Origin of the sequence: Micromonospora sediminicola (genome assembly GCF_900089585.1) — a bacterium.
In the GTDB taxonomy this organism is placed as follows: Bacteria; Actinomycetota; Actinomycetes; order Mycobacteriales; family Micromonosporaceae; genus Micromonospora; species Micromonospora sediminicola.
This window is the reverse complement of record NZ_FLRH01000004.1, coordinates 634,206-655,718: the sequence shown is the minus strand read 5'-3', so window position 1 is coordinate 655,718 and position 21,513 is coordinate 634,206. Positions and strand designations below refer to the sequence as shown.

Genomic DNA, 21,513 nt, shown 5'->3' with positions numbered 1-21,513 from the left:
CGACGATCGAGAAGAGGATCATCAGGAGGCAGCCGAACCCGCCGCCGGCGGGTCGGATCTCGGTGTTTCCGATACGCATGACATCAGCTCCTCGCAGCAGGCTCGGGCGTTGCCGCGAGTGCCGCGGCAACGCCCGAGCGGGTCACAGCTCGCGCAGCCGGGGCAGCAGTTCCTCCTGCGCCCAGTCGAGGAACATCGGCTGGCTCTCGCCGCCCACCTGGACCAGCGCCACGTGGGTGAACCCGGCGTCGACGAACTTCTTGAACGCCTCGACGTGCCGGTCGACGTCCGGGCCGCAGGAGATGCCCTCGGCCACGTCCTCCTCGCGGACGAACTGGGTGGCCGCGGCGAACGCGTCCGGGCCGGGCAGGTCGGCGTTGACCTTCCAGCCCATGCCGAACCAGCGGAACTGGTCGTGCACGATCTTGCGGCACTCGGCTTCGTCCGGGCCGTAGCAGATGGCGACCTGTCCGTAGCGGGGACGGCCCGCGCCGCCGGCCTCGTCGTACATGTCGACGAGGTGGGACAGCGGGTCGGTGGCGATCATGGCGTCCGCGTACTCCGCGGCCAGCGTCGCCGACTGCCGACCGGACGCGGCCACCGCCATCGGCACCGGTCGCTCCGGCCGGTCCCAGACGTACGCGTCGGGCACGTCGAAGTGGTTGCCGGAGAACGTCAGCGTCTCGCCGTTGAGCAACGGCCGGATGATCTGGAGCGCCTCCTCGAACATCTCGTGCCGCTGCTGCACGTGCGGCCACCCGCCCACCACGTGCTCGTTGAGGTTCTCCCCGGCGCCGAGGCCGAGCGTGAACCGACCGTCCGAGAGCACCCCGATGGTGCTGGCCTTCTGCGCCACCACCGCCGGGTGGTAGCGCCGGATCGGGCAGGTGACGAACGACAGCAGCTCGGGTCGGCTGGTGGCGTGCGCGACCGCGCCGAGCACCGACCAGGCGTACGGCGAGTGGCCCTGCGACTCCAGCCAGGGGTAGTAGTGGTCGGACATGACCAGGTGGTCGAAGCCGGCGGCCTCGGCGCGGATGGCGTGGTCCACCAGCTCCTTCGGGCCGGCCTGCTCGCACATCAGGGTGTAGCCGACGTTCACCATGGCGCATCTCCTTCCGGGTGGATCGTCTCCGGATACCCCGCCTCAGGCGGATCAACCCGGGTGTCCGCTTCCCGGGCGATCGTCTTGACGCCGCGCCGGATGCTGCCTACAGTCCGGCTTAACCGGTTCAGACCGGGACGGCGCACCATCCTGTGGTGGGGATGACCGCCCCTGCGGCGGCCCGTGACGGCACGGGTCGCCGCAGGACTTAACCGGTTGCCTTCCGCGTCCCATCGGCCTACGCTGATGCCGGCGTCCGCCGGGAGTCACGGGCGCGGCTGTCGGGCTCAGCCGCCACCGCCTCGTCACCATCACCGCACCCCCGCTCGGGCACGGGGTGACACCTTCCCCTGAGGACAGCCATGAAGAAGATGCTCTCCGTCGCGGGCGCCGCCCTGCTGACGGCCCTCGCCGCCGTCTTCGCCTTCGGGCAGCCGGCGCACGCCGCCGCCGGTTTCTCCGTCTCGAACGGGCGGCTCTACGACGCCAACGGCACCGAGTTCGTCATGCGCGGGGTCAACCACGCGCACACCTGGTACCCGCAGCAGACCAGCTCGTTCGCCAACATCAAGGCGCTCGGCGCCAACACGGTCCGGGTGGTGCTGGGCAGCGGCGACCGCTGGACCAAGAACAGCGCCGCCGACGTGGCCAACGTGATCTCGCTGTGCAAGGCCAACCGGCTGATCTGCGTGCTGGAGGTGCACGACACCACCGGCTACGGCGAGGACGGCGCCGCCACCACGCTGGCCCGGGCCACCGACTACTGGCTGAGCATCGCCGACGTGCTTAAGGGCCAGGAGAAGTACGTCATCGTCAACATCGGCAACGAGCCGTTCGGCAACCAGGGCTACAGCGCCTGGACCACCGACACCTCGAACGCGATCAAGCGGCTGCGCGCCGGCGGCCTCACCCACACGATCATGGTGGACGGGCCGAACTGGGGCCAGGACTGGTCGTTCACCATGCGCGACAACGCCGGCACCGTGTTCAACGCCGACCCGCAGCGCAACACCGTCTTCTCCATCCACATGTACGGCGTCTTCGACACCGCCGCCGAGATCAGCGACTACCTGGGGCGGTTCCGCTCCGCCGGGCTGCCGATCGTGGTCGGTGAGTTCGGGTTCAACCACTCCGACGGCAACCCCGACGAGGACGCGATCATGTCCTACAGCCAGGCCAACGGCATCGGCTACCTGGGCTGGTCGTGGAGCGGCAACGGCGGCGGCGTCGAATACCTCGACATGACCACCGGCTTCAACCCGGCCCAGCTCACCAGCTGGGGCCAGCGCATCTTCAACGGGGCCAACGGCATCGCCGCGACCGCCCGGGAGGCGTCCGTCTTCGCCGGCAGCTCGCCCAGCCCCACCACCAGCCCGACCCCGACCACGAGCCCCAGCCCGACCACCAGCCCCAGCCCGACCACGCCGCCGACCACCACGCCCCCGCCGGCCGGTGGCTGCACCGCCACGTACACCGTCGTCAACTCGTGGCAGGGCGGTTTCCAGGGCGAGGTCAAGGTGACCGCGGGGTCCGCCGCGATCACCGGCTGGACCACGAAGTGGACGTTCACCAACGGCCAGGCCGTCAGCCAGTCGTGGAACGCCACGGTCAGCAACAGCGGGTCGGCGTACACCGCCCGCAACGTGGACTACAACGGCCGGCTGGGCGCCGGCGCCAGCACCAGCTTCGGCTTCATCGCCAGCTGGAACGGCACCAACGCCGTGCCGGCGGTGACCTGCGCCGCGAGCTGACCGACCGGGTACGCCGGTGGCCGGGTCCGCACGGGCCCGGCCACCGGTCCGGTCGGCGAGGGCGGCGCTAACGTCGCCCCAACCGGGTGAGCCGGCGACGAACCGTGCCGGTCAGGGGGTGGTCGTGTCCCAGGACGCGCTCGCAGTGCGCGAGCGTCTGCGCGTACAGGGCGACGGCGCGATCCACCTGGCCCGCCTTCTGGCAGGCGCTGGCGAGATTGCTGCGGGACTTCAGCGTGTCCGGGTGATCGGGTCCGAGGACCCGGACGCGGTCCGCGAGGGTCTGCTCGTGCAGGACGATCGCCTCCTCGGCGCGGCCCGCCGCCCGGTAGGCGTTGGCGAGGTTGTTGCGGGACTTCAGGGTGTCCGGGTGATCGGGTCCGAGGATCCGCTCGGCCTCGGCGAGGTTCCGCTCGTGCATCGCGACGGCCTGTTCGATGCGACCTGCCGATCCGTAGGCGTTGGCGAGGTTGCCCCGGGCCTTCAGGGTGTTCGGATGGTCGGGTCCGAGGATCCGGTCGAATTCGTCGAGAGTCTGTTCGAGCAGGGTGACGGCCTGTTCGGCGCGGCCGGCCAGGCGGTAGCTGACGGCGAGGTTGTTGCGGGAAGCCCAGGCCTCGGGGTGGTCCCGGCCGAGGATCCGCTCGACCTCGTCGAGGCTCCGCTCGTGCGCGGCGACGGCCAGGTCGATGCGGCCGGCCACCCGGTAGGCGATCGCGAGGCTGTTGCGGGACCTCAGGGTGTCCGGGTGTTCCGCGCCCAGAACGCGCTCGTGGTCGGCGAGCAGCTGCTCCGACAGCGTCACGGCGCGGACCAGGTCGCCGGCGGCCTGCAACGCACCGGCCGCCCAGCCGAGTTGACTCAGCGGCGGCACGTCGGTGGCGTGCTCGCGCAGCGCCAGGGTGTGCGCGACGAGCTCGTCGACCTCGGCCCGGCGGCGCGCGACCTGCACCGAGGGCAGGGCGCCGGTGAGCCGGTCCAGCAGGCCGGTCGCGGCGGCGACCGCGTCCGCCAGCGGTGGTGTGGCATCCGCCCTGCTGGCCAGCTCGCGGATCACCCGGGCGGTCAACCGGTGGACCGTCACGACCACGCGGTCGCGACCCCGCTCGTCCTCCACCACACCGCCGAGCGTGACGAGTGACGCGCCGGCGAGCAGGTCCAGGGCCCGCCCCACCCCTCCGGTCAGGCCCAGCCCGTCGGCGCCGGCGACGAGCATCTCCCGGCTGACGCCGTCCGGCGACAGCAGCGCCAGTACGGTCAACAGGCGTACCGCGTCTCCGTCGGGATCGTCGGCGGTCAGCCCGGCCACGCTCAACCGCGTGGCCTTGAGCACCCCGGGATGGTCGGTGCCAGCCTGACGGCGCAGCGTGGCGTCGAGGTTCTGCCCGTCCAACGCCGCCAGATAGCGGCGGTACGAGAGCCGGTTGCGCACGACGTACGCGGCGGCCTGCGCGAGGCCCAACGGCAGCCAGCCCAACTGCTCGCCGACCTCGCCGGCGTCCCCGCCGTCCGGCAGCCCGGTCGCCTCGTGCAGGAAACGCCGCCCCTGCTCCGGGCTGAACAGTCCCACCGGGACGACGGTCACGCCGGGCATGGCCGCGAACTCCTGCCGGTTGCTCGTGATCAACACCGTGGCACCGCCCGGTCCGGGCAGGAACGGCGCGACCGCGTCCGGGTCGTCGACGTTGTCGAACACCACGAGCCGGCGGGCCCGGCCGCCATCGCTGAGCCACCGGGTCACCGCCGTGGCCAACTCGGGCGGCGTCTGCTCGGCCCCGGTCCGGAGCCCGAGATGTTCGGCCAGCAGGGCCAGCTCGACCGTCGCGCCGCCCTCGGCGTTGAGCCACGCCACCAGGTCGTAGCCGTCCGCGACGCACTGCCGCGCGTACTCGGCGGCCAACTGGGACTTGCCCGCGCCGCGCTGCCCGGCCAACGCCACCAACGCGGCCCGGCCCTGGCTCTTCAGCGCCCGCCGCAACGCTTTGACCTCCGCCGGCCGGGGCTGGAAGTGCCACGCCACCCGAGGCACCGCGCCGAACACGCGCGCCGGCACGGGACCACTCCGGTGCGACGTCCTGCCCGGCCTCAGCGCCGTCACCACGGGCGGCACGAACATCGTCGCCAGCGCGGCCAGCGCACCGGAGACCACCGCGACCGGCGTCTTGCCGTCGGCCACCAGCGACCAGCCGATGAGCGCCGCCGTCGACCCGACCACCACGACCAGCAGCCCTCGCCGCAACCACCGTCCCCAGTGCATGGACACCACCGCACCGTACCCACCGCCCCCAAGCGGTGTGATCGAGGAGTTCGGGTCGCGGATGCGGGTGCGGGGCACGGCCTGCCGTACGATCTGCCGCGCGCCGGGCCGACCGGACGGCGCGATCGTCGGGAGGGGACACGATGAGCACGCCGGGGACCAGGGGACGACCGTCGGGGCTCGTGATCGGCTCGCTGGTGGCGATCTCGTTCGGGACCGTCTTCGTCCTGGTCAACAGCGGTGGTCTGCCCGCGCCGTGGCCGCTCGTGGTGCGGGTGGCCGGCCTGCTGGTGGCCGCGCTGCTCCTGGTCGGCCTGTTCCGGGTCGCCCGCCGGGAGACGCCCGCACCGGAGCGGGAGGCGGCGGCCTTCATGGACCGCCGCTACTGGCTCGTGGTGGCGCTGGAGGCGGTCGCCCTCTTCGGCGGCCTGTCCGTGATCAACAACGTGCTGGACCGGCCCGAGGTGGCGGTCGCGTGGGTCGCGGTGGTGGTGGGTGTGCACTTCTTCGGCCTCGCCGCGGTCTGGCGGATGCCGCGCTACCACTGGCTCGGCGCCGTGATGACCGCGCTCGGCATCGCCGGCTTCCTGGTCCACGCGCTCGGCGGCAGCGCCGCCACGGTCGCCCTGGTCTCCGGCGTCGGCTGCGGCGCGGCCCTGTTCGCCACCGTCGCCCTGGCCCTGCGCGGCGCCACCACCCCCCGCCCCACCGCCTGACGACTCAGGAGTCCGACGCAAACTCCTGGCTCAGGGCCGAGGGGGTGGTGTGGCCAGGTGGGCGGCGCGGAGCTGGAGATACTCCTGCTCGGGGCGGCTGGTGGTGCGCGCGGCGGCGGCCCGGTAGTGGGTCACCGCGGCGTCGCGATCGCCGGCCATCTCGTGGAGATGCGCGCGGGCCGCGTCGAGCCGGTGCGAGCCGGCCAGCCGGGAGTCACCGGCCAGGCCGGCGAGCGCGTCCAGGCCGGCGGCCGGGCCGTGCACCATGGCGGTGGCGACGGCCCGGTTGAGCGCCACCACCGGGCTTCCGGTGAGGCGCTCCAGCACGCCGTACAGCGCGAGGATCTGCGGCCAGTCGGTGTCCGCCGCGCTCGGCGCCTCGTCGTGCAGCGCGGCGACCGCGGCCTGGATCTGGTACGGCCCGACCGGCCCCCGGGCCATCGCGGCGGTGACCAGCGCCGTCCCCTCGGCGATCGCGGCGGCGTCCCAGCGGGAGCGGTCCTGCTCGGCCAGCGGGATCAACTCGCCCGACGGGCCGGTCCGGGCGGCGGCGCGCGCGTCGGTGAGCAGCATCAGGGCGAGCAGCCCGGCCACCTCGCTGTCGTCGGGCAGCAGCCGGCGCATCTCCCGGGTCAGTCGGACCGCCTCCTCGGAGAGGTCGACCCGGCGCAGGTCGTCGCCGAGGCTGGCGGTGTGCCCCTCGGTGAAGATCAGGTAGAGCACGTGCAGCACGGCGGCCAGGCGTGCCTGCCGGTCCGCCGGCTCGGGCATCCGGAAGGGCAGCCCGGAGTCGTGGATGCGCTGCTTGGCCCGGCTGATCCGCTGCGCCATGGTGGCCTCGGGGACGAGGAACGCACGAGCGATCTCGGCGGTGCTCAGGCCGCCCACCGCGCGCAGGGTCAACGCGATCGCCGACGGGGTGCTCAGCGTCGGGTGGCAGCAGAGGAACAGCAGCACCAGCGTGTCGTCCCGCTCGCCGGTCAGCGGCTCGTCGGCGGCCGGCGCGGTCCGCCGGTCGTCGCCGGAGCGCCGGGCCGCGCGTTCCTCCCGGTCGCGCCGGGCCGTCTCGGCCCGCACCAGCTCGATCATCCGCCGGTACGCGACCTGCGTGAGCCAGCCGCGCGGATGCTCCGGCACCCCCTCGGCGGGCCACTGCCGGGTCGCCGCCAGCAACGCCTCCTGCACCGCGTCCTCGGCGGTGGCGAAGTCACCGAAGCGGCGGGCGAGCACGCCGAGGACCTGCGGCGCCAGCTCGCGCAGCAGGTCCTCGACGGTGTGGTCGGTCAGCGTCACATCTCCTGCGGCGGGCCGGACATGACCGGGTGCACCTCGATCGGCATGTTCAGCGGCCGTCGGCCCGGGCCGGGCGCGGTGGAGATGAACGCGGCGATCTCGGCCGCCCGCTGCGGGGTCTCGCAGTCGACGATCCAGAAGCCGGCCAGGAACTCCTTGGTCTCCGCGAACGGGCCCTCGGTGACCACCGGCGCGCCGTTCGCGCCGGCCCGCACGATCCGGGCCTGCTGCGGCCCGCCCAGCCCCTCGCCCTGCACGAACTCCCCGTCGGCCACGAGCTTGGCGTTGACCTCGCCCATGAAGTCGATGTGGGCGCGGAACTCCTCCGGCGTCCAGGTGTCGACGGACGGGAACTCGGCCCCGGCGGCGCTGAACTGCATCAGCAGCATGTACTTCACGATTCGCTCCTCACGCCCGAGCACCGATTGTCGGTGCCTGCACCCTCCGGTAGAAGCCGCCACCCCGGTTCTCGACATCCGCCGGCGAAGAAAGTTCGGGGAGGTCCGGTCACCCCGTGATCGCGGTCGCCTCCAGTTCGACGAGCACGTCGGGCTCGAAGAGGTGCTCCACGCCGATCAGTGAGGCCGGCGGCAGCGGGCGGGGCAGACCCAGCTCCTCGGCGACCGACTCGATCCCGGCCATGAACGGCTCGATCCGCTCGGGCTTCCACCCGGTGACGTAGAAGGTCAGCCGCACCACGTCGTCGAAGGAGGCGTCGGCGCCGGCGAGGGCGAGGGCGGTGTTGCGCAGCACCTGCGCGACCTGTCCGCTCAGGTCGCCCGGCGCGACGGGCGTGCCGTCGCCGCGTCGGGCGATCTGGCCGCTGACATGGATGTGGCGTGACCCGGTGGACACCGCCACGTGGTCGTAGGGCGTGTGCGGCTGAAGGCCGTCGGGGCTGAAGCGGATGACCGGCATCATGTCTCCTCTGGTGGACGTGCTGAGGTTTACCATTGATACCTAGTTGACGAAGGACACTTCAAGGAGACCTGGTTTCATGCGCGATACCACCGCCCCTCGCGCCGGTGAGCTGCGGATCGACGCGCCCCACCGCGACCTGCTCGACCAGGTGCTGGACAAGTGGTCGCTCAGCATCCTCAACGAGCTGTGCGAGCGGCCGTGCCGCTTCAACGAGCTGCGCCGCGCCGTTCCGGCCGTGACCCAGAAGTCGCTGACCGCGACGCTGCGCCGACTCGAACGCAACGGCATCGTCGAACGCCGCGTCGTGGCCACCCGCCCGGTCGCGGTGGAATACCGGATCACCCCGCTGGGCAAGACGCTGCGCGGTCCCGTCGACGCCCTCCTCGAGTGGGCCGACGCGCACATGCCGCAGATCGAGAGGGCCCGTAAGGCGTTCGACGCCGCGGAGGACTGACGCTCAGGTTGCGACGGCCTCCAACAGCAGCGCCTGCTCCGGGTGCAGGGCGGGCAGTTGCAGACCGACCGACGCCAGCACCGACCCGCTCAGCGTCACCCCCGTCCCGGACGCCAGCCAGGCCGGGGGCGTCAGCTCCAGCAGCGCCGGCTCCGGCACCCCGGCCGGCGGGCGGACCCGGTAGCGCCGGTGCGGGTCCAGCCCCGGCAACCGCACCGCGCCCGGCACCTGGGCCGCGGAGGTGGCCACCCGGCTGACCGCGTACACCGCCGCGGAGCGGTCGTGGGCGACCACGCCGTGGGCCTGCACGGCCGGGTCGGGGTGGTCGACCCGGACCACCCGGCCGCCGTGCAGCAGCGGACGCAGCCGCTTGTGCAGCGCCACCCAGGCGGTGAGTTCGGCGCGGGTGGTCGCGTCGATCGCGGTGATGTCCCACTCGATGCCGTGGTGGCCGAAGAGTGCGGTGACCGCCCGGAAGCCCAGGTCGTGGACCCGGTGCGTGGTGTGCGAGCGCTCCGGCCCGATGTGCGTGCCGATCAGCTCCGGCGGGAGCAGCAGGCCGGTCCAGCGCTGGATGGACAGCCGTTCCAGCGCGTCGTTGCAGTCACTCGCCCAGACCCGGTCGGTGCGGCGCAGGATCTCCAGGTCGACCCGGGCGCCACCGGACGAACAGCTCTCGATCTCCAGGCCCGGATGACGGGCGCGCAGCTCGTCGAGCAGCCGGTAGACGGCCACGGTCTGCGCGTGCACCCCGGGCCGGCCGGCGTGCCCGGCCTCGGTGAGGTCCCGGTTGTGGTCCCACTTCAGGTACGCGATGCCGTCGTGCTCGCCCAGCACCGCGTCGAGCCGGCCGAGCACGTACGCGTACGCGTCCGGGTTGACCAGGTCGAGCACCTGCTGGTGCCGCCACTCCGGCGGCAGCCGGCCGGGCGTCTGGAGCAGCCAGTCCGGGTGGGCCCGGAACAGGTCGGAGTCGGGGTTGACCATCTCCGGCTCGACCCAGAGCCCGAACTGCATGCCGTGCACGCGGACGTGGTCGATCAGCGGTTGCAGCCCGTCCGGCCAGACCTCGCCGTCGACCCACCAGTCGCCGAGCCCGGCGAGGTCGTGGCGCCGGCCGCGGAACCAGCCGTCGTCGAGCACGAAGCGTTCCACCCCCACCTCGGCGGCCCGGTCGGCGAGCGTCCGCAGCCGGTCCAGGTCGTGGTCGAAGTAGACCGCCTCCCACACGTTCAACGTCACCGGTCGCGGCGTGCGCGGATGCTCCGGCCGGGCCCGCAGGTGCGTGTGCAGCACGTCGCTGAGCCCGTCCAGCCCGTCGGCCGAGTGCGCGGCGTGGAGCAGGGGAGAGGCGTACTCCTCGCCCGGCCCCAGCACGATCTCGCCGGGGGCCAGCAGCTCGCCGCCGCCGAGCGTGGCCTCACCGGTCGGGCGACGCTCGGCCACGGTGACGTGGTCGCCGCTCCAGGCGGTGTGCACCGCCCACACCTCGCCGTGCCCGAAGCCGAAGCCGGGAGTGCCGGCGACCAGCAGCAGCGTGGCGTCGTGCCCGGTACGTCCGTGCCGTCCCTCGCGGACCCAGGCGCCCATCGGCCACGGGTGCCGCTGCGGCGCGCGTTCCCGGCACCAGCGGCCGGTCAGGTCGAGCAGTTCGGTGGCGACCGCCGGCACCGGCAGCACCGGCGTCAGCTCGCGCAGCTCGTAGCGTCCGTCGCCGTCGTTGCGCAGCCGGTGTCGCAGCGTCAGCAGTCCCGCCGCGTCCAGCGCGATCTCGACGGTCAGGCGCAACCCCGCCCCCGGGTCCACCGCCCGCACCTCGACAGTGGAAAGGAAGGGCCACCTGTTAACGCCTGGTGCAGGTAAAGGGGCCCCTCCTAACAGCTCGGGCCCGACGGCCGCGGTGCCGTCGGGGGGTGACGTCGCGCGTTCGTCGCGTACGTCGAGGTCGACCAGGCGGAAGGAGGTGGACCAGTCCCGGCCGTCGCGGTGACCGGCCAGGCCGGGTCGGCCGCTCCAACCGGCGCTCGCCTCGGGCAGCAGCGACAGCACGGTGGGCGCGTCGAAGCTGCTCGGGACCACCGGTGGCACGGTGGCGTCGACCAGCGCGGGCAGGTCCTCGGCGGGCAGCGGCCCGAGGTCGGCGCCCCAGTGCACGACCCGGGGCAGGCCCGGTCCGCGCGCGTCGAGCACCAGGCTGGTCCGCGCGCGGCGCAGGTGGACGATCGTCATCCCTTGGAGGCTCCCAGTGTCAGGCCCCGGACGAACTGCCTCTGGAGCAGGAAGAAGATCACCAGGGTGGGGACCGCGACCAGCACCGAGCCGGCCGAGACCAGGTTGTTGTCGGTGAAGAACTCGCCGCGCAGGTTGTTCAGCGAACTGGTCACCGGGAACTTGTCGCCGGTACGCATGAGCACGGTGGCCCAGAAGAATTCGTTGTAGATCCAGGTCACCTCCAGCGTGGCCAACGCGGCCAGGGCCGGCCGGCACAGCGGCATGGTCACCTGCCAGTACTGCCGCCACACGCTCGCCCCGTCGACCATCGCGGCCTCGTACAGCTCGTGCGGCAGCGCCTTCATGTAGTTGCTCAGCACGAACACGCAGAAGCCGCACTGGAACGCGACGTTGACCAGGATCAGCCCCCAGTAGCTGTCGTAGAGCAGCTCCGAGTCGCTCATCCAGGCCGGCAGCGGGATCTCGGTGAACATCCGGAACAGCGGGATGAGCAGGGCCTGCTGCGGCAGCAGGTTCGCGGCGGTGAACAGGCCGAGCAGCGCGATGTTGAGCTTCCAGCTGAACCGGGCGATCACGAACGCCACGCACGAGGCGAGGAAGAGCGTGAGCAGCACCGCCGGGACGGTGATGTAGACCGAGTTGAGGAAGTGCTTGCCGAACTCGGCGGTCCGCCACGCGGTGACGTAGTTGTCGATCGTCCACCCGCCGAGCGAGACGTAGCCGTTGGCGGCGGTGTACTCGTAGGAACGGAACGACGTGAGCACCGCCCAGAGGATCGGGAACAGCCAGCCGATCGCGACCGTACCCAGGAAGAGGTGCAGGACTACCCGGGCCGGCCGCAGTGGCCGGCGGCGCCCGGTGGAGACGGCGGCGGTCATCGCTTGTCCTCCCGCATCACGGTCCAGAGGTAGATGGTGATGAAGACCAGGGAGACCATCAGCATGATCGTCGCCAGCGCGGAGCCGAAGCCGATCCGGCTCGCCTCGCCGACCACGTTCTGGGTGACCAGCGCGGAGATCAGCTCCAGCCCGTTGCGGCCCTTGTTGATGACCCAGACCAGGTCGAACGCGCGCAGCGACTCGATCACGGTGACCACCAGCACGATGATGTTGATCGGGCGCATCACCGGGAACACCACCCGGAAGAACGTGCTGGTCTCGGAGGAGCCGTCCACCGCGGCGGCCTCGCGCAGCGACGGGTCGACGCCCTTGAGCCCGGCCAGGTAGAGCAGCATGATGTAGCCGACGTGCCGCCAGCCGGCGGCCACCAGCACCGCCCAGATGTTGACGTTCGGGTCGCCGTACCAGTCGGTGTCGCCGCCGAACACGCCGTTGAGCAGGCCCTGGTCCCGGCTGTAGATGAGCTGCCAGACGAAGCCGATCAGCGCCAGCGACAGCACCACCGGCAGGTAGAGCGCGGTCTGGTAGAACCGGCTGCCGCGCAGCTCCTTGTCCAGCAGCACGGCGAGGAACATGCCGAACGGGGTGGCCACCACGAACAGCGCGGCCAGCCAGAGCAGGTTGTTCTGCACCGCGGGGACGAACGGCGGGTAGATGTTCACCACGTCGTCGTAGTTCTTCCACCCGACCCAGTCGATCTCGCCGATCGGGCCGATGCCGTCCCAGTCCGTGCCGGAGAGCAGCACGGTCGCCACGGCCGGCAGCCAGACCAGGGCGGTGACGAGCAGCAGGGGCACCAACACCATCAGCGTGATCACCACGCGGTCGGTGCGGGACAGGAGCCGTAGCCGGCGACCGCGACCACCGGTGGTGGTCGCGGCCGGCGGCGGCACGGCGCGATCCGCTTGGATCAGGGGCAGGTCGGACATGATGTCCTTCCCCCTTCCGCCGTCAGCTGGTGAAGATCGACTTTTTCTGGTTCTCGACGCTGGTGAGCAGCCCGCTGATGTCCTTCGGGTCCTTGATGAACTGCTGCAACGCCGGGATGATCACGGTGGAGGCGAAGTCCGGCCGGGTGTCCCGGTCGAGGAACTGGGCGATCTCGGTGGCCGAGCCGACCAGTTCGGCGGCCTTCTTCTGCAGCGCGGTGTAGCCGGCGGTGTCCGCGCCGCTGTTGGCGACCAGCGTGCTCGGGTCGTTCTTCACGGTGATGTTCGCGGCGTCCTTCGAACCCAGGTACGTCAGCAGCTTCTCCGCCGCGTCCTTGGACTTCGGCTTGCGCGCCATCATGTAGCCGTCGATCGGCGCGTCCAGGGCCTTCGCGCCGATCGTGGAGTCGATCTCGGGGAAGGTGAAGAAGTCCAGGTCCTCCAGGTCGGCGCCGCTGAACTGCTGGCCGACGAAGAGACCGAGCAGGTACATGCCGCTCTTCTTCTGCTGCAGCGACTGGGCGGCCTCCTGCCAGGTGCGGCCGAGCGAGTCCGGCTGGTGCAGGGGGAGCAGGCCGGCCCAGGTGTCGAAGACCTTCTTGACCCTGTCGGAGGTCCACGCCTCCTTGCCGGCCATCAGGTCGATGTGGAACTGGTAGCCGTTGATCCGCAGGTTGAGGACGTCGAACGTGCCCATCGCCGGCCAGCCGTCCTTGTCGGCGAAGGCGATCGGGTTCAGCCCGTCCTTCTTCATCTGCGCGCCGAGCGTGTTCAGGTCGTCCAGCGTCTTGGGCACCTGGTAACCGCGCTGCTGCCAGACCGACTTGCGGTAGAAGACCGCCCACGGGTAGTAGGACGCCGGCACGAAGTACTGCTTGCCGTCGTCGCCGGTCGACGCCTTCTTGAACGCGTCGGAGTAGCCGTCGAGCTTGCCCCACACGTCGCTGAGGTCACCGGCCAGGCCCTTGGCCGCGAAGAACCGCATCCGGTAGCCGGCGAACCAGGTGAAGACGTCGTCCGGCTTGCCCTGCAGATAGTTGTTGATGTTCTCCTGGAACGTGTTGTGGTCGACCGTGTTGACGGCGACGGTCACCCCGGAGGACGTCTTGAAGCCGTCCATCACCTTGGCGACGACGTCCTTGGGCTTCGGGTCCGACTGGTTCGAGCCGAGCGAGACGCTCTTGGCGTCCCCGCCGGAACCGGAGTCGGAGTCGCCGCAGCCGGCGAGCAGGCCGGTGCCGAGCAGCGCGCCCGCGCCGGCCGCGCCGGCCAGCAGGGAGCGCCGGTTCAGGCCGGCGACGGAGGGGGGTACGAGCCGGGCGAGGTACTCGGCCTGCGAGCGGGGACGGGACACTGTGCCTCCTGCGTGGAAGAGGTGCGCTACGAGATTCACCGAGAATCCACATGTCCGAACAGAAATAGCCGGTGGCGGTTGAAGCTACCCCTTGGTTCGGCGCTGTCAAGAGGGCGAACGGCCGGCGATAACCGAGCTGTGGCAGGGGAAAGGGCAGGTAAACGTTGTAACTTTTGTCGATGTTGGAAAGTGTTGACTTGAGTCGCGGCCGGGGGCACGCTCTGCTGTCATGCGGAACTGGCACGGCGAGGGCATCTGGTACGGCGCCGACTACAACCCGGAGCAGTGGCCCGAGGAGGTGTGGGCCGAGGACGTCGCGCTGATGCGCCAGGCCGGGGTCAACCTGGTGTCGGTCGGCATCTTCTCCTGGGCCCTGCTGGAGCCCGCCCCGGACCGGTACGAGTTCGGCTGGCTGGACCGCGCGCTCGACCTGCTGCACGCCGGCGGGATCCGCGTCGACCTGGCCACCGCCACCGCCAGCCCGCCACCGTGGCTGGCCCACCGGCACCCGGAGACGCTGCCCCGGCGTGCCGACGGCGCCGTGCTGTGGCCCGGCGGCCGGCAGGCGTACTGCCCCAGCTCACCGGTGTTCCGGGACCGCTCGCTCCGCCTGGTCGAGGCGGTGGCGCGGCGCTACGCGGCACACCCGTCGGTCGTCCTCTGGCACGTCTCCAACGAACTGGGCTGTCACAACGTGCACTGCTACTGCGACGTCAGCGCCGAGGCGTTCCGGCGCTGGCTGCGCGAGCGCTACGGCGACCTGGACGCGCTCAACGCCGCCTGGGGCACCGCGTTCTGGAGCCAGCGCTACCACGACTGGGCCGAGGTGAACCCGCCGCGCGCCGCGCCGACGTTCGCCAACCCGACGCAGCAACTGGACTTCCTGCGCTTCTCCTCCGACGAGCAACGCGCCCAGCTGCGCGCCGAGCGGGAGCTGCTGAACCGGCTCGTCCCGCAGCCGGTGACCACCAACTTCATGATCGGCACCGGCATCAAGTATCTGGACTACCACTCGTGGGCGTCGGACGTGGACGTGGTCGCCAACGACCACTACCTCACCGCCGCCGACCCGCGACCGCAGGTGAACCTCGCGCTCGCCGCCGACCAGACCCGGGGCGTGGCGGGCGGCGCGCCGTGGCTGCTGATGGAGCACTCCACCAGCGCGGTCAACTGGCAGCCCCGCAACATCGCCAAGACGCCCGGTCAGATGCGGCGCAACAGCCTCGCCCACGTGGCCCGTGGCGCCGACGGGGTGCTCTTCTTCCAGTGGCGCGCCTCCCGGGCCGGCGCGGAGAAGTTCCACTCCGCGCTGGTCCCGCACGCCGGGCCGGACACCAAGGTGTTCCGCGAGGTCCGCCGGCTCGGCGCCGACCTGCGGGCGCTGGCCGAGGTACGCGGCAGCCGGGTCGCCGCCGACGTCGCGCTGCTGTTCGACTACGAGGCCTGGTGGGGCGCGGAACTCGACTCCCACCCGAGCGTCGACGTCACCTACACCGACCGGCTCGCCGCGCTGCACGGCGCGCTCTGGCGGGCCGGGGTCACCGCCGACGTGGTGCACCCGTCGGCGGATCTGTCCCGCTACCGGCTCGTCCTGGCGCCCACGCTCTACCTGACCCGCGACGCCGACGCCGACGCGCTGCGCCGCTTCGTCGAGGCGGGCGGCACCGCGCTGGTCACCTACTTCAGCGGCATCGTCGACGAGCACGACCACATCCGGCTCGGCGGCTACCCCGGCGCGTTCCGCGACCTGCTCGGCGTACGCACCGAGGAGTTCTTCCCCCTGCGCGCCGGCGAGACGGTCCGCCTCGACGACGGCGCCCGCGCCGACGTGTGGACCGAGTGGCTGCACGCCGAGGGCGCCGAGGTGCTCGCCGCGTACGCCGACGGGCCCTTGCCCGGCGTGCCGGCGCTGACCCGCCACGCGGTCGGCGCGGGCGCCGCCTGGTACGTCGGTACCCGGCTCGACGACGCGGCCACCGACCGGCTGGTGGCCCGGCTGCTCGCCGAGGCCGGCGTGCGGCCGCCGGTGGCCGCGCCGGCCGGGGTGGAGGTGGTCCGCCGCCGCTCGGCCGAGCGGAGCTGGCTGTTCGTGGTCAACCACACCGACGGGTCGGCCCGGCTGCCGGCCACCGGCGTCGAGCTGCTCAGCGGCGAGCGGTGCGACGGCGAGCTGGTGGTGCCGGCGGGGGAGGTGGCGGTGGTCCGCGAGGTGGAGGTCTGATGCTGGCCCAGCAACGGCAGAGCGCCATCCTGGAACTGATCCGCCAGCGCGGCGGCGTCCGGGTCAGCCACCTGGTCAGCCGCTTCGGCGTGTCGGACATGACCATCCGGCGGGACCTGGAGGTGCTCGCCGAACGCGGCCTGGTCGACAAGGTGCACGGCGGGGCGACGCTGGCCGGCCCCGGCTCGACCGAGGAGCCCGGCTTCGCGGCCAAGTCGGCCCGGCAGCGGGCCGAGAAGCAGGCGATCGTGGAGCGGGCCGCCGGGCTGGTCGAGCCGGGCATGGCCGTGGCGCTCTCCGCCGGCACCACCACCGCCGCGCTGGCCGCCCGGCTCGCCGAGGTACGCGGGCTGACCGTGGTCACCAACTCGATCCCGGTCGCCGACGCGCTCTACCAGAATCCCCGCGCCGACCAGACCGTCGTGCTCACCGGCGGCATCCGGACCCCGTCGGACGCGCTGACCGGCCCGGTCGCCGAGGCCGCCATCGCCGCGCTCAACGTCGACCTGCTCTTCCTCGGCGTGCACGGGATGAGCCAGCGCACCGGCTTCACCACCCCCAACCTGTTGGAGGCGGCGGTGAACCGCCGTCTGATCGGGGCCGCCCGCCGGCTGGTCGTGCTCGCCGACCACACGAAGTGGGAGACCATCGGTATCGCCACCATCGCCCCGCTGGAGGAGGCCGACGTGCTCATCACCGACGGCGGCCTTCCGGTCGAGGCCCGCCGCCAGCTCGGCGAGCAGGTGGGCGAACTGATCGTCGTCCCCACCGACTGAGCGTCCCGTCCGCTTTCAGGCACTTCTCAGCCGTCCCATTTAGGGTGCCCTCACGGCCCGCGTGCTCCAGGGTGGAGCGCGCCTACGGCGGAAGCGGAGTTGCGATGGTCTTCAAGAAGATGCTCAGCGCGTTCGGCGTGGGTGGCCCGAGCGTCGACACCGTGCTGACCAACCCGAACACCCGGCCGGGCCTGGCCCTGGACGGGCACGTCAACCTGGTCGGCGGCGACGCTCCGGCGCGGATCGAGCAGATCACCCTCGGCCTGGTCACCCGGGTCGAGATCGAGGGCGGCGACACCGAGTACGCCGGCGTCATGGAGTTCCACCGGATGCCGGTCAGCGGCGCGTTCGAGCTGGCCCCGAAGCAGCAGCTCGCCATCCCGTTCCAGATGCCGGTGCCGTGGGAGACCCCGGTCACCGACGTCTACGGGCAGCGGCTGCGCGGCATGACCATGGGCCTGCGCACCGAGCTGGCGGTGGCCCGGGCGGTGGACAAGTCCGACCTGGACCAGGTGTCGGTGCACCCGCTGCCGATCCACGAGCGGATCCTGGACGCCTTCCAGGCGCTGGGCTTCCGGTTCAAGCACGCCGACCTGGAGCGCGGCCACATCTACGGGGTCCCGCAGACGTTGCCGTTCTACCAGGAGATCGAGTTCTTCGCCGCGCCGCAGTACGCGCAGACGGTCAACGAGGTCGAGCTGACGTTCGTGACCAGCCAGCAGGGTGTCGAGGTGATCCTGGAGTGCGACAAGCGCGGCGGCTTCCTCAGCGCCGGGCACGACGCCTTCGGCCGGTACTCCATCCCGCACAGCGACGCCGCGCGCACCGACTGGACCCAGGTGGTCGACGGCTGGCTGCGCGAGACCACGTCCCGCTACGGCGGCCTGCGCGCCCAGGGCTTCGGCGCGCCGCACGGCCACCCCGGCTACCCGGGACACCACGGTCACCGGGGCTCCGGGATGGGCGGCATGATGGCCGGCGCCGCGCTCGGTGTGGCCGGCGGTCTGGTCGCCGGCGAGATGCTCGAGGACGCCTTCGAGGGCGACGACGGCGGGGACTTCGGCGAGGAGTGACGGCACGCGACGACGCCCCCGGGACGCAGGTCCCGGGGGCGTCGCCGTTGGCGTGACCGTGAGGGTCAGTGCCGGCCTCGACGCTCCTTGCCGGAGCGACGCGCGCTGCCCGCCTTCGACAGGCCCCGGCTGACCAGGTACGCGCCGGTCAGCGCGGTCAGGTACCACCAGGCCTGGTTCGGGTTGTTGATGTTCAGGCCGTTGGTGGCGGCACCCCGCCAGAACGCGGCGATCACGACGACCGCGACGGCCGCGGCGTACACCCAGAACTCGGTGGTGAGGAACGCCTGCTTCGTCTCGGTGCCGGGGCTGGGCATCTGCTCCCGGTGGCCGTCGTGCATCGACGGCATCTGACGGGTCGACGTGTCCTGCATGCTCGCCCGGTTCTGGACGTCGGACATCGGCCGGTTCATCGGCCTGGTGGATGCAGCCTGCGTGCTCATCTGGTCCTCCTCAGGATTTGATGAGTCGTTACCTGCACACCCTCGCCCCGCTACCGCAGGTCGGCCACGGCACGGTTCGCGCTCTGTGGCGGGGGCACCCTCCGACTACCCGACCCCGGAGACAAGCTAACCGCCGGATGCCCGGCCGTCGCCGCCCCTGCGGGGAACCGGACAGCGGGGCGTATATCAGGCGTCACCGGGGGTGGGCCGGTTTCAGCCACCGGCCCTCGGGCACGCATCACTGACACCCGACACCGGAGCGACGAGGTGGTTGACGTGCGTGAGGACGACATGCGGCAGGACGCCGCCCGGCAGGCCGAGCAGCGGGTCGCCGGCGGCGTGTACGGCGAGGGCGCGCTCGACGAGGTCACCGTGCCGCAGACCGACGTGGAGCGGATGATCCAGGAGTCGGATCCGGACGACCCCGCGCACGTTCCGGTCGACCCGACCGTGCTGCGCGACGGCGGCCCCACCCGGGGCCAGGGCGCGGTCACCACGACCGGTGGCACCGCCGGCCCGGCCAGCGTGCGGCGGGTGGCCCGGCAGCCGGAGCGGCACCCGGGCAAGGTGGCGCCGACCACCACCGGGGACGCCACGACCGGTGGGATGAGCACCCCGTCCGGCGGTTCAACCAGTGACGCCTCGGCGAGCGGCGCCCAGGTCGGCAACTTCACCGACGAGGGCGCCAACCCGGGCTGACAGTGGTTAAGAAGGGGCCCCTCCTCTACCGGATGCGTTAAGGAGGGGCCCTTCCTTACACGCGGAGGATCCCGAGGCGCTGGGTGGCGCGGGTGAGCGCGACGTAGAGGTCGCTGTGCCCGCGCGGCGACTCGGACACGATCCGTTCCGGCTCCACCACCAGCACCGAGTCGAACTCCAGCCCCTTGGCCTGCTCGGTGGTCAGCACCACCACCCGGTTCGCCAGCTCCGGCTGCTCACCGACGGTCGCCTCGGGCAGCGCCGCGACGACGGCGGCGCCCAGCTCGGTCACCCGGCCGGTCGGCACGATCACGCCGAGCCGCCCGTCGCCGAGCCCGGCGGCCTCCCGCGCGGTCGCCTCGACCAGCGCGTCGACCAGCGAGGCCGCCGCGACGGTGCGGTCCCACGGCGGTACGCCGGTGGCGCGCACCGAGCGGGGCGGGCGCAGGGCCGGGTCGATCTCGGCGAGCACGTCGGCGGCGACCGCCATGATCTCGGCGGGGGTGCGGTAGCTGACGGTCAGCTCCTCCAACCGCCACCGGTCCGCCACGTACGGCGCCAGCGCCTCCCCCCAGGACGGGGTGCCGGCCAGCGCGCCGGTCTGCGCGACGTCCCCGACGACGGTCATCGACCGGCTCGGGCAGCGGCGCATCAGCAGCCGCCAGGCCATCGGCGAGAGCTCCTGCGCCTCGTCGACGATGACGTGCCCGAACGCCCACGTCCGGTCCGCGGCGGCGCGTTGCGCGGTGGTGAGCCGGTCGGACTCCTCCTGCCGCTCGGAGAGCCGGGCGGCGTCGATCAGGTCGGTCACGCCGAGGATCTCACCGCCGTCGGCCTCGTCCTCCACGTCGATCGAGCGGGAACCGCGCCAGATCTCCAGCACGCCCTCGGCGTACTCGCGCTCCATCGCGCGGATCCGTTCCCGGCGGGCGGCGGCGGCGCGTTCGTCCTCGCCGAGCAGTTCGGCGGCCTCGTCCAGCAGCGGCACGTCGGCCGGCGTCCAGCCACCGGGCTCCCGGTGCAGGGCGGCCCGCTCGGCGTCGGTGAGCATCGGCGCGGCGGCGGCGATCCGCTCCGGCGACGCGAACAGGTCGGCGAGCAGGCGCTGCGGGGTGAGCACCGGCCACAGCTCGTCCAGCGCGGCCCGGATCTCCGGCTCCTCGCGCAGCTCGCGGCGGATCTCGGCCCGGTCCGCCTCGGAGAGCAGGTTCTCCCCGCCCAGCGGGTCCGCGCCGATGCGCTCGGCCACCTGGTCGGCGAGCGCGTGCACGATCTCGATGTCGAACAGCGCGCGGGCCAGGTTGTGCGCCCGGCCGGTGCGGCGGACCCGGTCGCGGGCCTGGCGGACCGTCTCCGGGTCGAGCGTGAGCACCTCCCGCTGGGGCAGCTCGATCGCGATCGGTTCGGCCGGCACCCACTGCCGGTCCCGGACCGCCGCGGCGAGCACCTCGGTCAGCACGGCGCGGCCCTTGAGCGCGGCGGTGGTGGCCGGCTCGATGCGCCGGGCGTGCACCCCGGGAAAGAGGTCGGCCTGGGTACGCAGCAGCACGCCGGTCTCGGCCAGCGCCGGCAGCACCTGGGAGATGTAGCGCAGGAACGTGGCGTTCGGGCCGACCAGCAGCACGCCCCGGGTGGAGAGCTGCTGCCGGTGCGTGTAGAGCAGGTAGGCGGCCCGGTGCAGCGCCACCGCCGTCTTGCCGGTGCCCGGCCCGCCCTGCACCACCATCACGCCCGGCAGGTCGGCGCGGATGATCCGGTCCTGCTCGGCCTGGATCGTCTCGACGATGTCGCGCATCCGGCCGGTACGCCCGGCGTTGAGCGCGGCGAGCAGCGACGCCTCGCCGGTGACCTCCTCGTGGGCGGTGGGGGAGGCGGCGGTGATGTCCAGCACCTCGTCGTTGAGCCCGGTGACCTTGCGCTCGCGGGTACGCAGGTGCCGCCGCCGGCGTACGCCCTGCGGGTTGGCGGCGGTGGCCAGGTAGAACGGGCGGGCGGCGGGGGCGCGCCAGTCCATCAGCAGCGGGTCGTAGTCGCCGGAGGTGTCGAAGATGCCGATCCGCCCGATGTAGCGGGCGACGCCCTCGTCGCCGTCGAGGCGGCCGAAGCAGAGGCCGGACTCGACCGCGGAGAACTGCTCGACCTGGTCGGCGTACATCGCGACGGTGGCGTCGCGCTGCGACCGCGCCTGCTGGGTGCCGCCGGTGTGGCGCAACTCCTCGTCGAGTCGGCGGGCGGCCTGGTCCCGCATGCCGTCCAGCCGGTCGTAGAGCATCGAGACGTACTCCTGCTCGCGACCGATCTCGTCGTCCTGGTGCAGGTCACCCGCCACGTCGGAGTGCATTGACAAGCCGGCTCCTCATTGACTAAAATTGCCGCAGGAATGGCATTCA

The 21,513-nt window shown here is 72.2% G+C and carries 18 protein-coding genes; 7 read left to right on the top strand and 11 right to left on the bottom strand.

The annotated features are described in order from the left end of the window. Positions 1-142: 142 nt before the first annotated feature. A complete protein-coding gene (locus GA0070622_RS24530; protein WP_091579149.1) occupies positions 143-1,105 on the bottom strand; it encodes a TIGR03557 family F420-dependent LLM class oxidoreductase in 963 nt (320 codons plus the stop codon). 362 nt (positions 1,106-1,467) lie between these two features. On the opposite strand from GA0070622_RS24530, the gene GA0070622_RS24525 reads away from it, so the two are divergent. Beyond that, positions 1,468-2,856, top strand: a complete 1,389-nt coding sequence (locus GA0070622_RS24525) for a cellulase family glycosylhydrolase (RefSeq protein WP_091579146.1) — start codon at positions 1,468-1,470, stop codon at positions 2,854-2,856. Between the two features lie 67 nt (positions 2,857-2,923). Here GA0070622_RS24525 and GA0070622_RS24520 read toward each other — a convergent pair whose 3' ends face one another. Beyond that, a complete protein-coding gene (locus GA0070622_RS24520) occupies positions 2,924-5,113 on the bottom strand; it encodes a tetratricopeptide repeat protein (protein WP_245666953.1) in 2,190 nt (729 codons plus the stop codon). Between the two features lie 143 nt (positions 5,114-5,256). Here GA0070622_RS24520 and GA0070622_RS32690 point away from each other — a divergent pair, with 143 nt between their 5' ends. Then, positions 5,257-5,829 (top strand): hypothetical protein, encoded by a 573-nt coding sequence (locus GA0070622_RS32690; protein WP_091579141.1) that lies wholly within the window; start codon positions 5,257-5,259, stop codon positions 5,827-5,829. A 30-nt stretch (positions 5,830-5,859) separates the two neighbouring features. Here GA0070622_RS32690 and GA0070622_RS24510 read toward each other — a convergent pair whose 3' ends face one another. The 3 genes from GA0070622_RS24510 to GA0070622_RS24500 all read right to left on the bottom strand — a co-directional run bounded on the left by GA0070622_RS24510 (position 5,860) and on the right by GA0070622_RS24500 (position 8,040). Further along, entirely contained in the window at positions 5,860-7,116 is a 1,257-nt protein-coding gene (locus GA0070622_RS24510; RefSeq protein ID WP_176710606.1) for an RNA polymerase sigma factor, read from the bottom strand. Between the two features lie 2 nt (positions 7,117-7,118). Further along, complete coding sequence (locus GA0070622_RS24505; RefSeq protein ID WP_245666951.1) at positions 7,119-7,511, bottom strand: YciI family protein; 393 nt, start codon at positions 7,509-7,511, stop codon at positions 7,119-7,121. Between the two features lie 118 nt (positions 7,512-7,629). Further along, entirely contained in the window at positions 7,630-8,040 is a 411-nt protein-coding gene (locus tag GA0070622_RS24500; protein ID WP_091583896.1) for a RidA family protein, read from the bottom strand. Positions 8,041-8,119: 79 nt separating this feature from the next. Here GA0070622_RS24500 and GA0070622_RS24495 point away from each other — a divergent pair, with 79 nt between their 5' ends. Further along, entirely contained in the window at positions 8,120-8,497 is a 378-nt protein-coding gene (locus GA0070622_RS24495) for a winged helix-turn-helix transcriptional regulator (RefSeq protein WP_091579135.1), read from the top strand. 3 nt (positions 8,498-8,500) lie between these two features. Here the strand turns inward: GA0070622_RS24495 and GA0070622_RS24490 are convergent, their stop codons facing one another. Genes GA0070622_RS24490 through GA0070622_RS24475 form a run of 4 tightly spaced genes read right to left on the bottom strand, consistent with a single transcriptional unit; the run spans position 8,501 to position 13,911 of the window. After that, a complete protein-coding gene (locus tag GA0070622_RS24490; RefSeq protein WP_091579133.1) occupies positions 8,501-10,726 on the bottom strand; it encodes an alpha-galactosidase in 2,226 nt (741 codons plus the stop codon). Further along, entirely contained in the window at positions 10,723-11,607 is an 885-nt protein-coding gene (locus GA0070622_RS24485; protein ID WP_091579130.1) for a carbohydrate ABC transporter permease, read from the bottom strand. Before GA0070622_RS24485 ends, GA0070622_RS24490 begins: the two co-directional genes overlap by 4 nt. After that, positions 11,604-12,557, bottom strand: a complete 954-nt coding sequence (locus GA0070622_RS24480) for a carbohydrate ABC transporter permease (RefSeq protein WP_091579127.1) — start codon at positions 12,555-12,557, stop codon at positions 11,604-11,606. Before GA0070622_RS24480 ends, GA0070622_RS24485 begins: the two co-directional genes overlap by 4 nt. A gap of 22 nt (positions 12,558-12,579) precedes the next feature. Further along, positions 12,580-13,911, bottom strand: coding sequence for an ABC transporter substrate-binding protein (locus GA0070622_RS24475; RefSeq protein WP_091579125.1), 1,332 nt, complete (start codon positions 13,909-13,911; stop codon positions 12,580-12,582). Between the two features lie 229 nt (positions 13,912-14,140). On the opposite strand from GA0070622_RS24475, the gene GA0070622_RS24470 reads away from it, so the two are divergent. The 3 genes from GA0070622_RS24470 to GA0070622_RS24460 all read left to right on the top strand — a co-directional run bounded on the left by GA0070622_RS24470 (position 14,141) and on the right by GA0070622_RS24460 (position 17,981). Continuing rightward, the gene (locus GA0070622_RS24470; protein WP_091579123.1) at positions 14,141-16,132 is read left to right on the top strand and encodes a beta-galactosidase; all 1,992 of its coding nucleotides are present in this window, start codon (positions 14,141-14,143) and stop codon (positions 16,130-16,132) included. Further along, positions 16,132-16,908 (top strand): DeoR/GlpR family DNA-binding transcription regulator, encoded by a 777-nt coding sequence (locus GA0070622_RS24465; RefSeq protein WP_091579120.1) that lies wholly within the window; start codon positions 16,132-16,134, stop codon positions 16,906-16,908. The genes GA0070622_RS24470 and GA0070622_RS24465 overlap by 1 nt, the downstream gene beginning before the upstream one ends. A 104-nt stretch (positions 16,909-17,012) precedes the next feature. Beyond that, entirely contained in the window at positions 17,013-17,981 is a 969-nt protein-coding gene (locus GA0070622_RS24460) for a sporulation protein (RefSeq protein WP_091579118.1), read from the top strand. A gap of 65 nt (positions 17,982-18,046) precedes the next feature. On the opposite strand, the gene GA0070622_RS24455 is transcribed toward GA0070622_RS24460, so the two are convergent. Next, positions 18,047-18,382: a hypothetical protein gene (locus GA0070622_RS24455; RefSeq protein ID WP_176710605.1), complete on the bottom strand. Its 336-nt coding sequence runs from the start codon at positions 18,380-18,382 to the stop codon at positions 18,047-18,049. Positions 18,383-18,700: 318 nt separating this feature from the next. Here GA0070622_RS24455 and GA0070622_RS24445 point away from each other — a divergent pair, with 318 nt between their 5' ends. Next, positions 18,701-19,123, top strand: coding sequence for a hypothetical protein (locus GA0070622_RS24445; RefSeq protein WP_172967824.1), 423 nt, complete (start codon positions 18,701-18,703; stop codon positions 19,121-19,123). A 55-nt stretch (positions 19,124-19,178) separates the two neighbouring features. Here GA0070622_RS24445 and GA0070622_RS24440 read toward each other — a convergent pair whose 3' ends face one another. Continuing rightward, entirely contained in the window at positions 19,179-21,464 is a 2,286-nt protein-coding gene (locus tag GA0070622_RS24440; protein ID WP_176710604.1) for a HelD family protein, read from the bottom strand. Positions 21,465-21,513 lie beyond the last annotated feature (49 nt).

Bases quoted from the DNA above. Each gene is read 5' to 3' on its own strand.
- GA0070622_RS32690 (WP_091579141.1), top strand. From the start codon at position 5,257: ATGAGCACGCCGGGGACCAGGGGACGACCGTCGGGGCTCGTGATCGGC.
- GA0070622_RS24495 (WP_091579135.1), top strand. From the start codon at position 8,120: ATGCGCGATACCACCGCCCCTCGCGCCGGTGAGCTGCGGATCGACGCG.
- GA0070622_RS24520 (WP_245666953.1), bottom strand. From the start codon at position 5,113: ATGCACTGGGGACGGTGGTTGCGGCGAGGGCTGCTGGTCGTGGTGGTC.
- GA0070622_RS24470 (WP_091579123.1), top strand. From the start codon at position 14,141: ATGCGGAACTGGCACGGCGAGGGCATCTGGTACGGCGCCGACTACAAC.
- GA0070622_RS24500 (WP_091583896.1), bottom strand. From the start codon at position 8,040: ATGCCGGTCATCCGCTTCAGCCCCGACGGCCTTCAGCCGCACACGCCC.
- GA0070622_RS24465 (WP_091579120.1), top strand. From the start codon at position 16,132: ATGCTGGCCCAGCAACGGCAGAGCGCCATCCTGGAACTGATCCGCCAG.
- GA0070622_RS24490 (WP_091579133.1), bottom strand. From the start codon at position 10,726: ATGACGATCGTCCACCTGCGCCGCGCGCGGACCAGCCTGGTGCTCGAC.
- GA0070622_RS24530 (WP_091579149.1), bottom strand. From the start codon at position 1,105: ATGGTGAACGTCGGCTACACCCTGATGTGCGAGCAGGCCGGCCCGAAG.
- GA0070622_RS24455 (WP_176710605.1), bottom strand. From the start codon at position 18,382: ATGTCCGACGTCCAGAACCGGGCGAGCATGCAGGACACGTCGACCCGT.
- GA0070622_RS24480 (WP_091579127.1), bottom strand. From the start codon at position 12,557: ATGTCCGACCTGCCCCTGATCCAAGCGGATCGCGCCGTGCCGCCGCCG.
- GA0070622_RS24440 (WP_176710604.1), bottom strand. From the start codon at position 21,464: ATGCACTCCGACGTGGCGGGTGACCTGCACCAGGACGACGAGATCGGT.
- GA0070622_RS24505 (WP_245666951.1), bottom strand. From the start codon at position 7,511: ATGCTGCTGATGCAGTTCAGCGCCGCCGGGGCCGAGTTCCCGTCCGTC.
- GA0070622_RS24525 (WP_091579146.1), top strand. From the start codon at position 1,468: ATGAAGAAGATGCTCTCCGTCGCGGGCGCCGCCCTGCTGACGGCCCTC.
- GA0070622_RS24460 (WP_091579118.1), top strand. From the start codon at position 17,013: ATGGTCTTCAAGAAGATGCTCAGCGCGTTCGGCGTGGGTGGCCCGAGC.
- GA0070622_RS24485 (WP_091579130.1), bottom strand. From the start codon at position 11,607: ATGACCGCCGCCGTCTCCACCGGGCGCCGCCGGCCACTGCGGCCGGCC.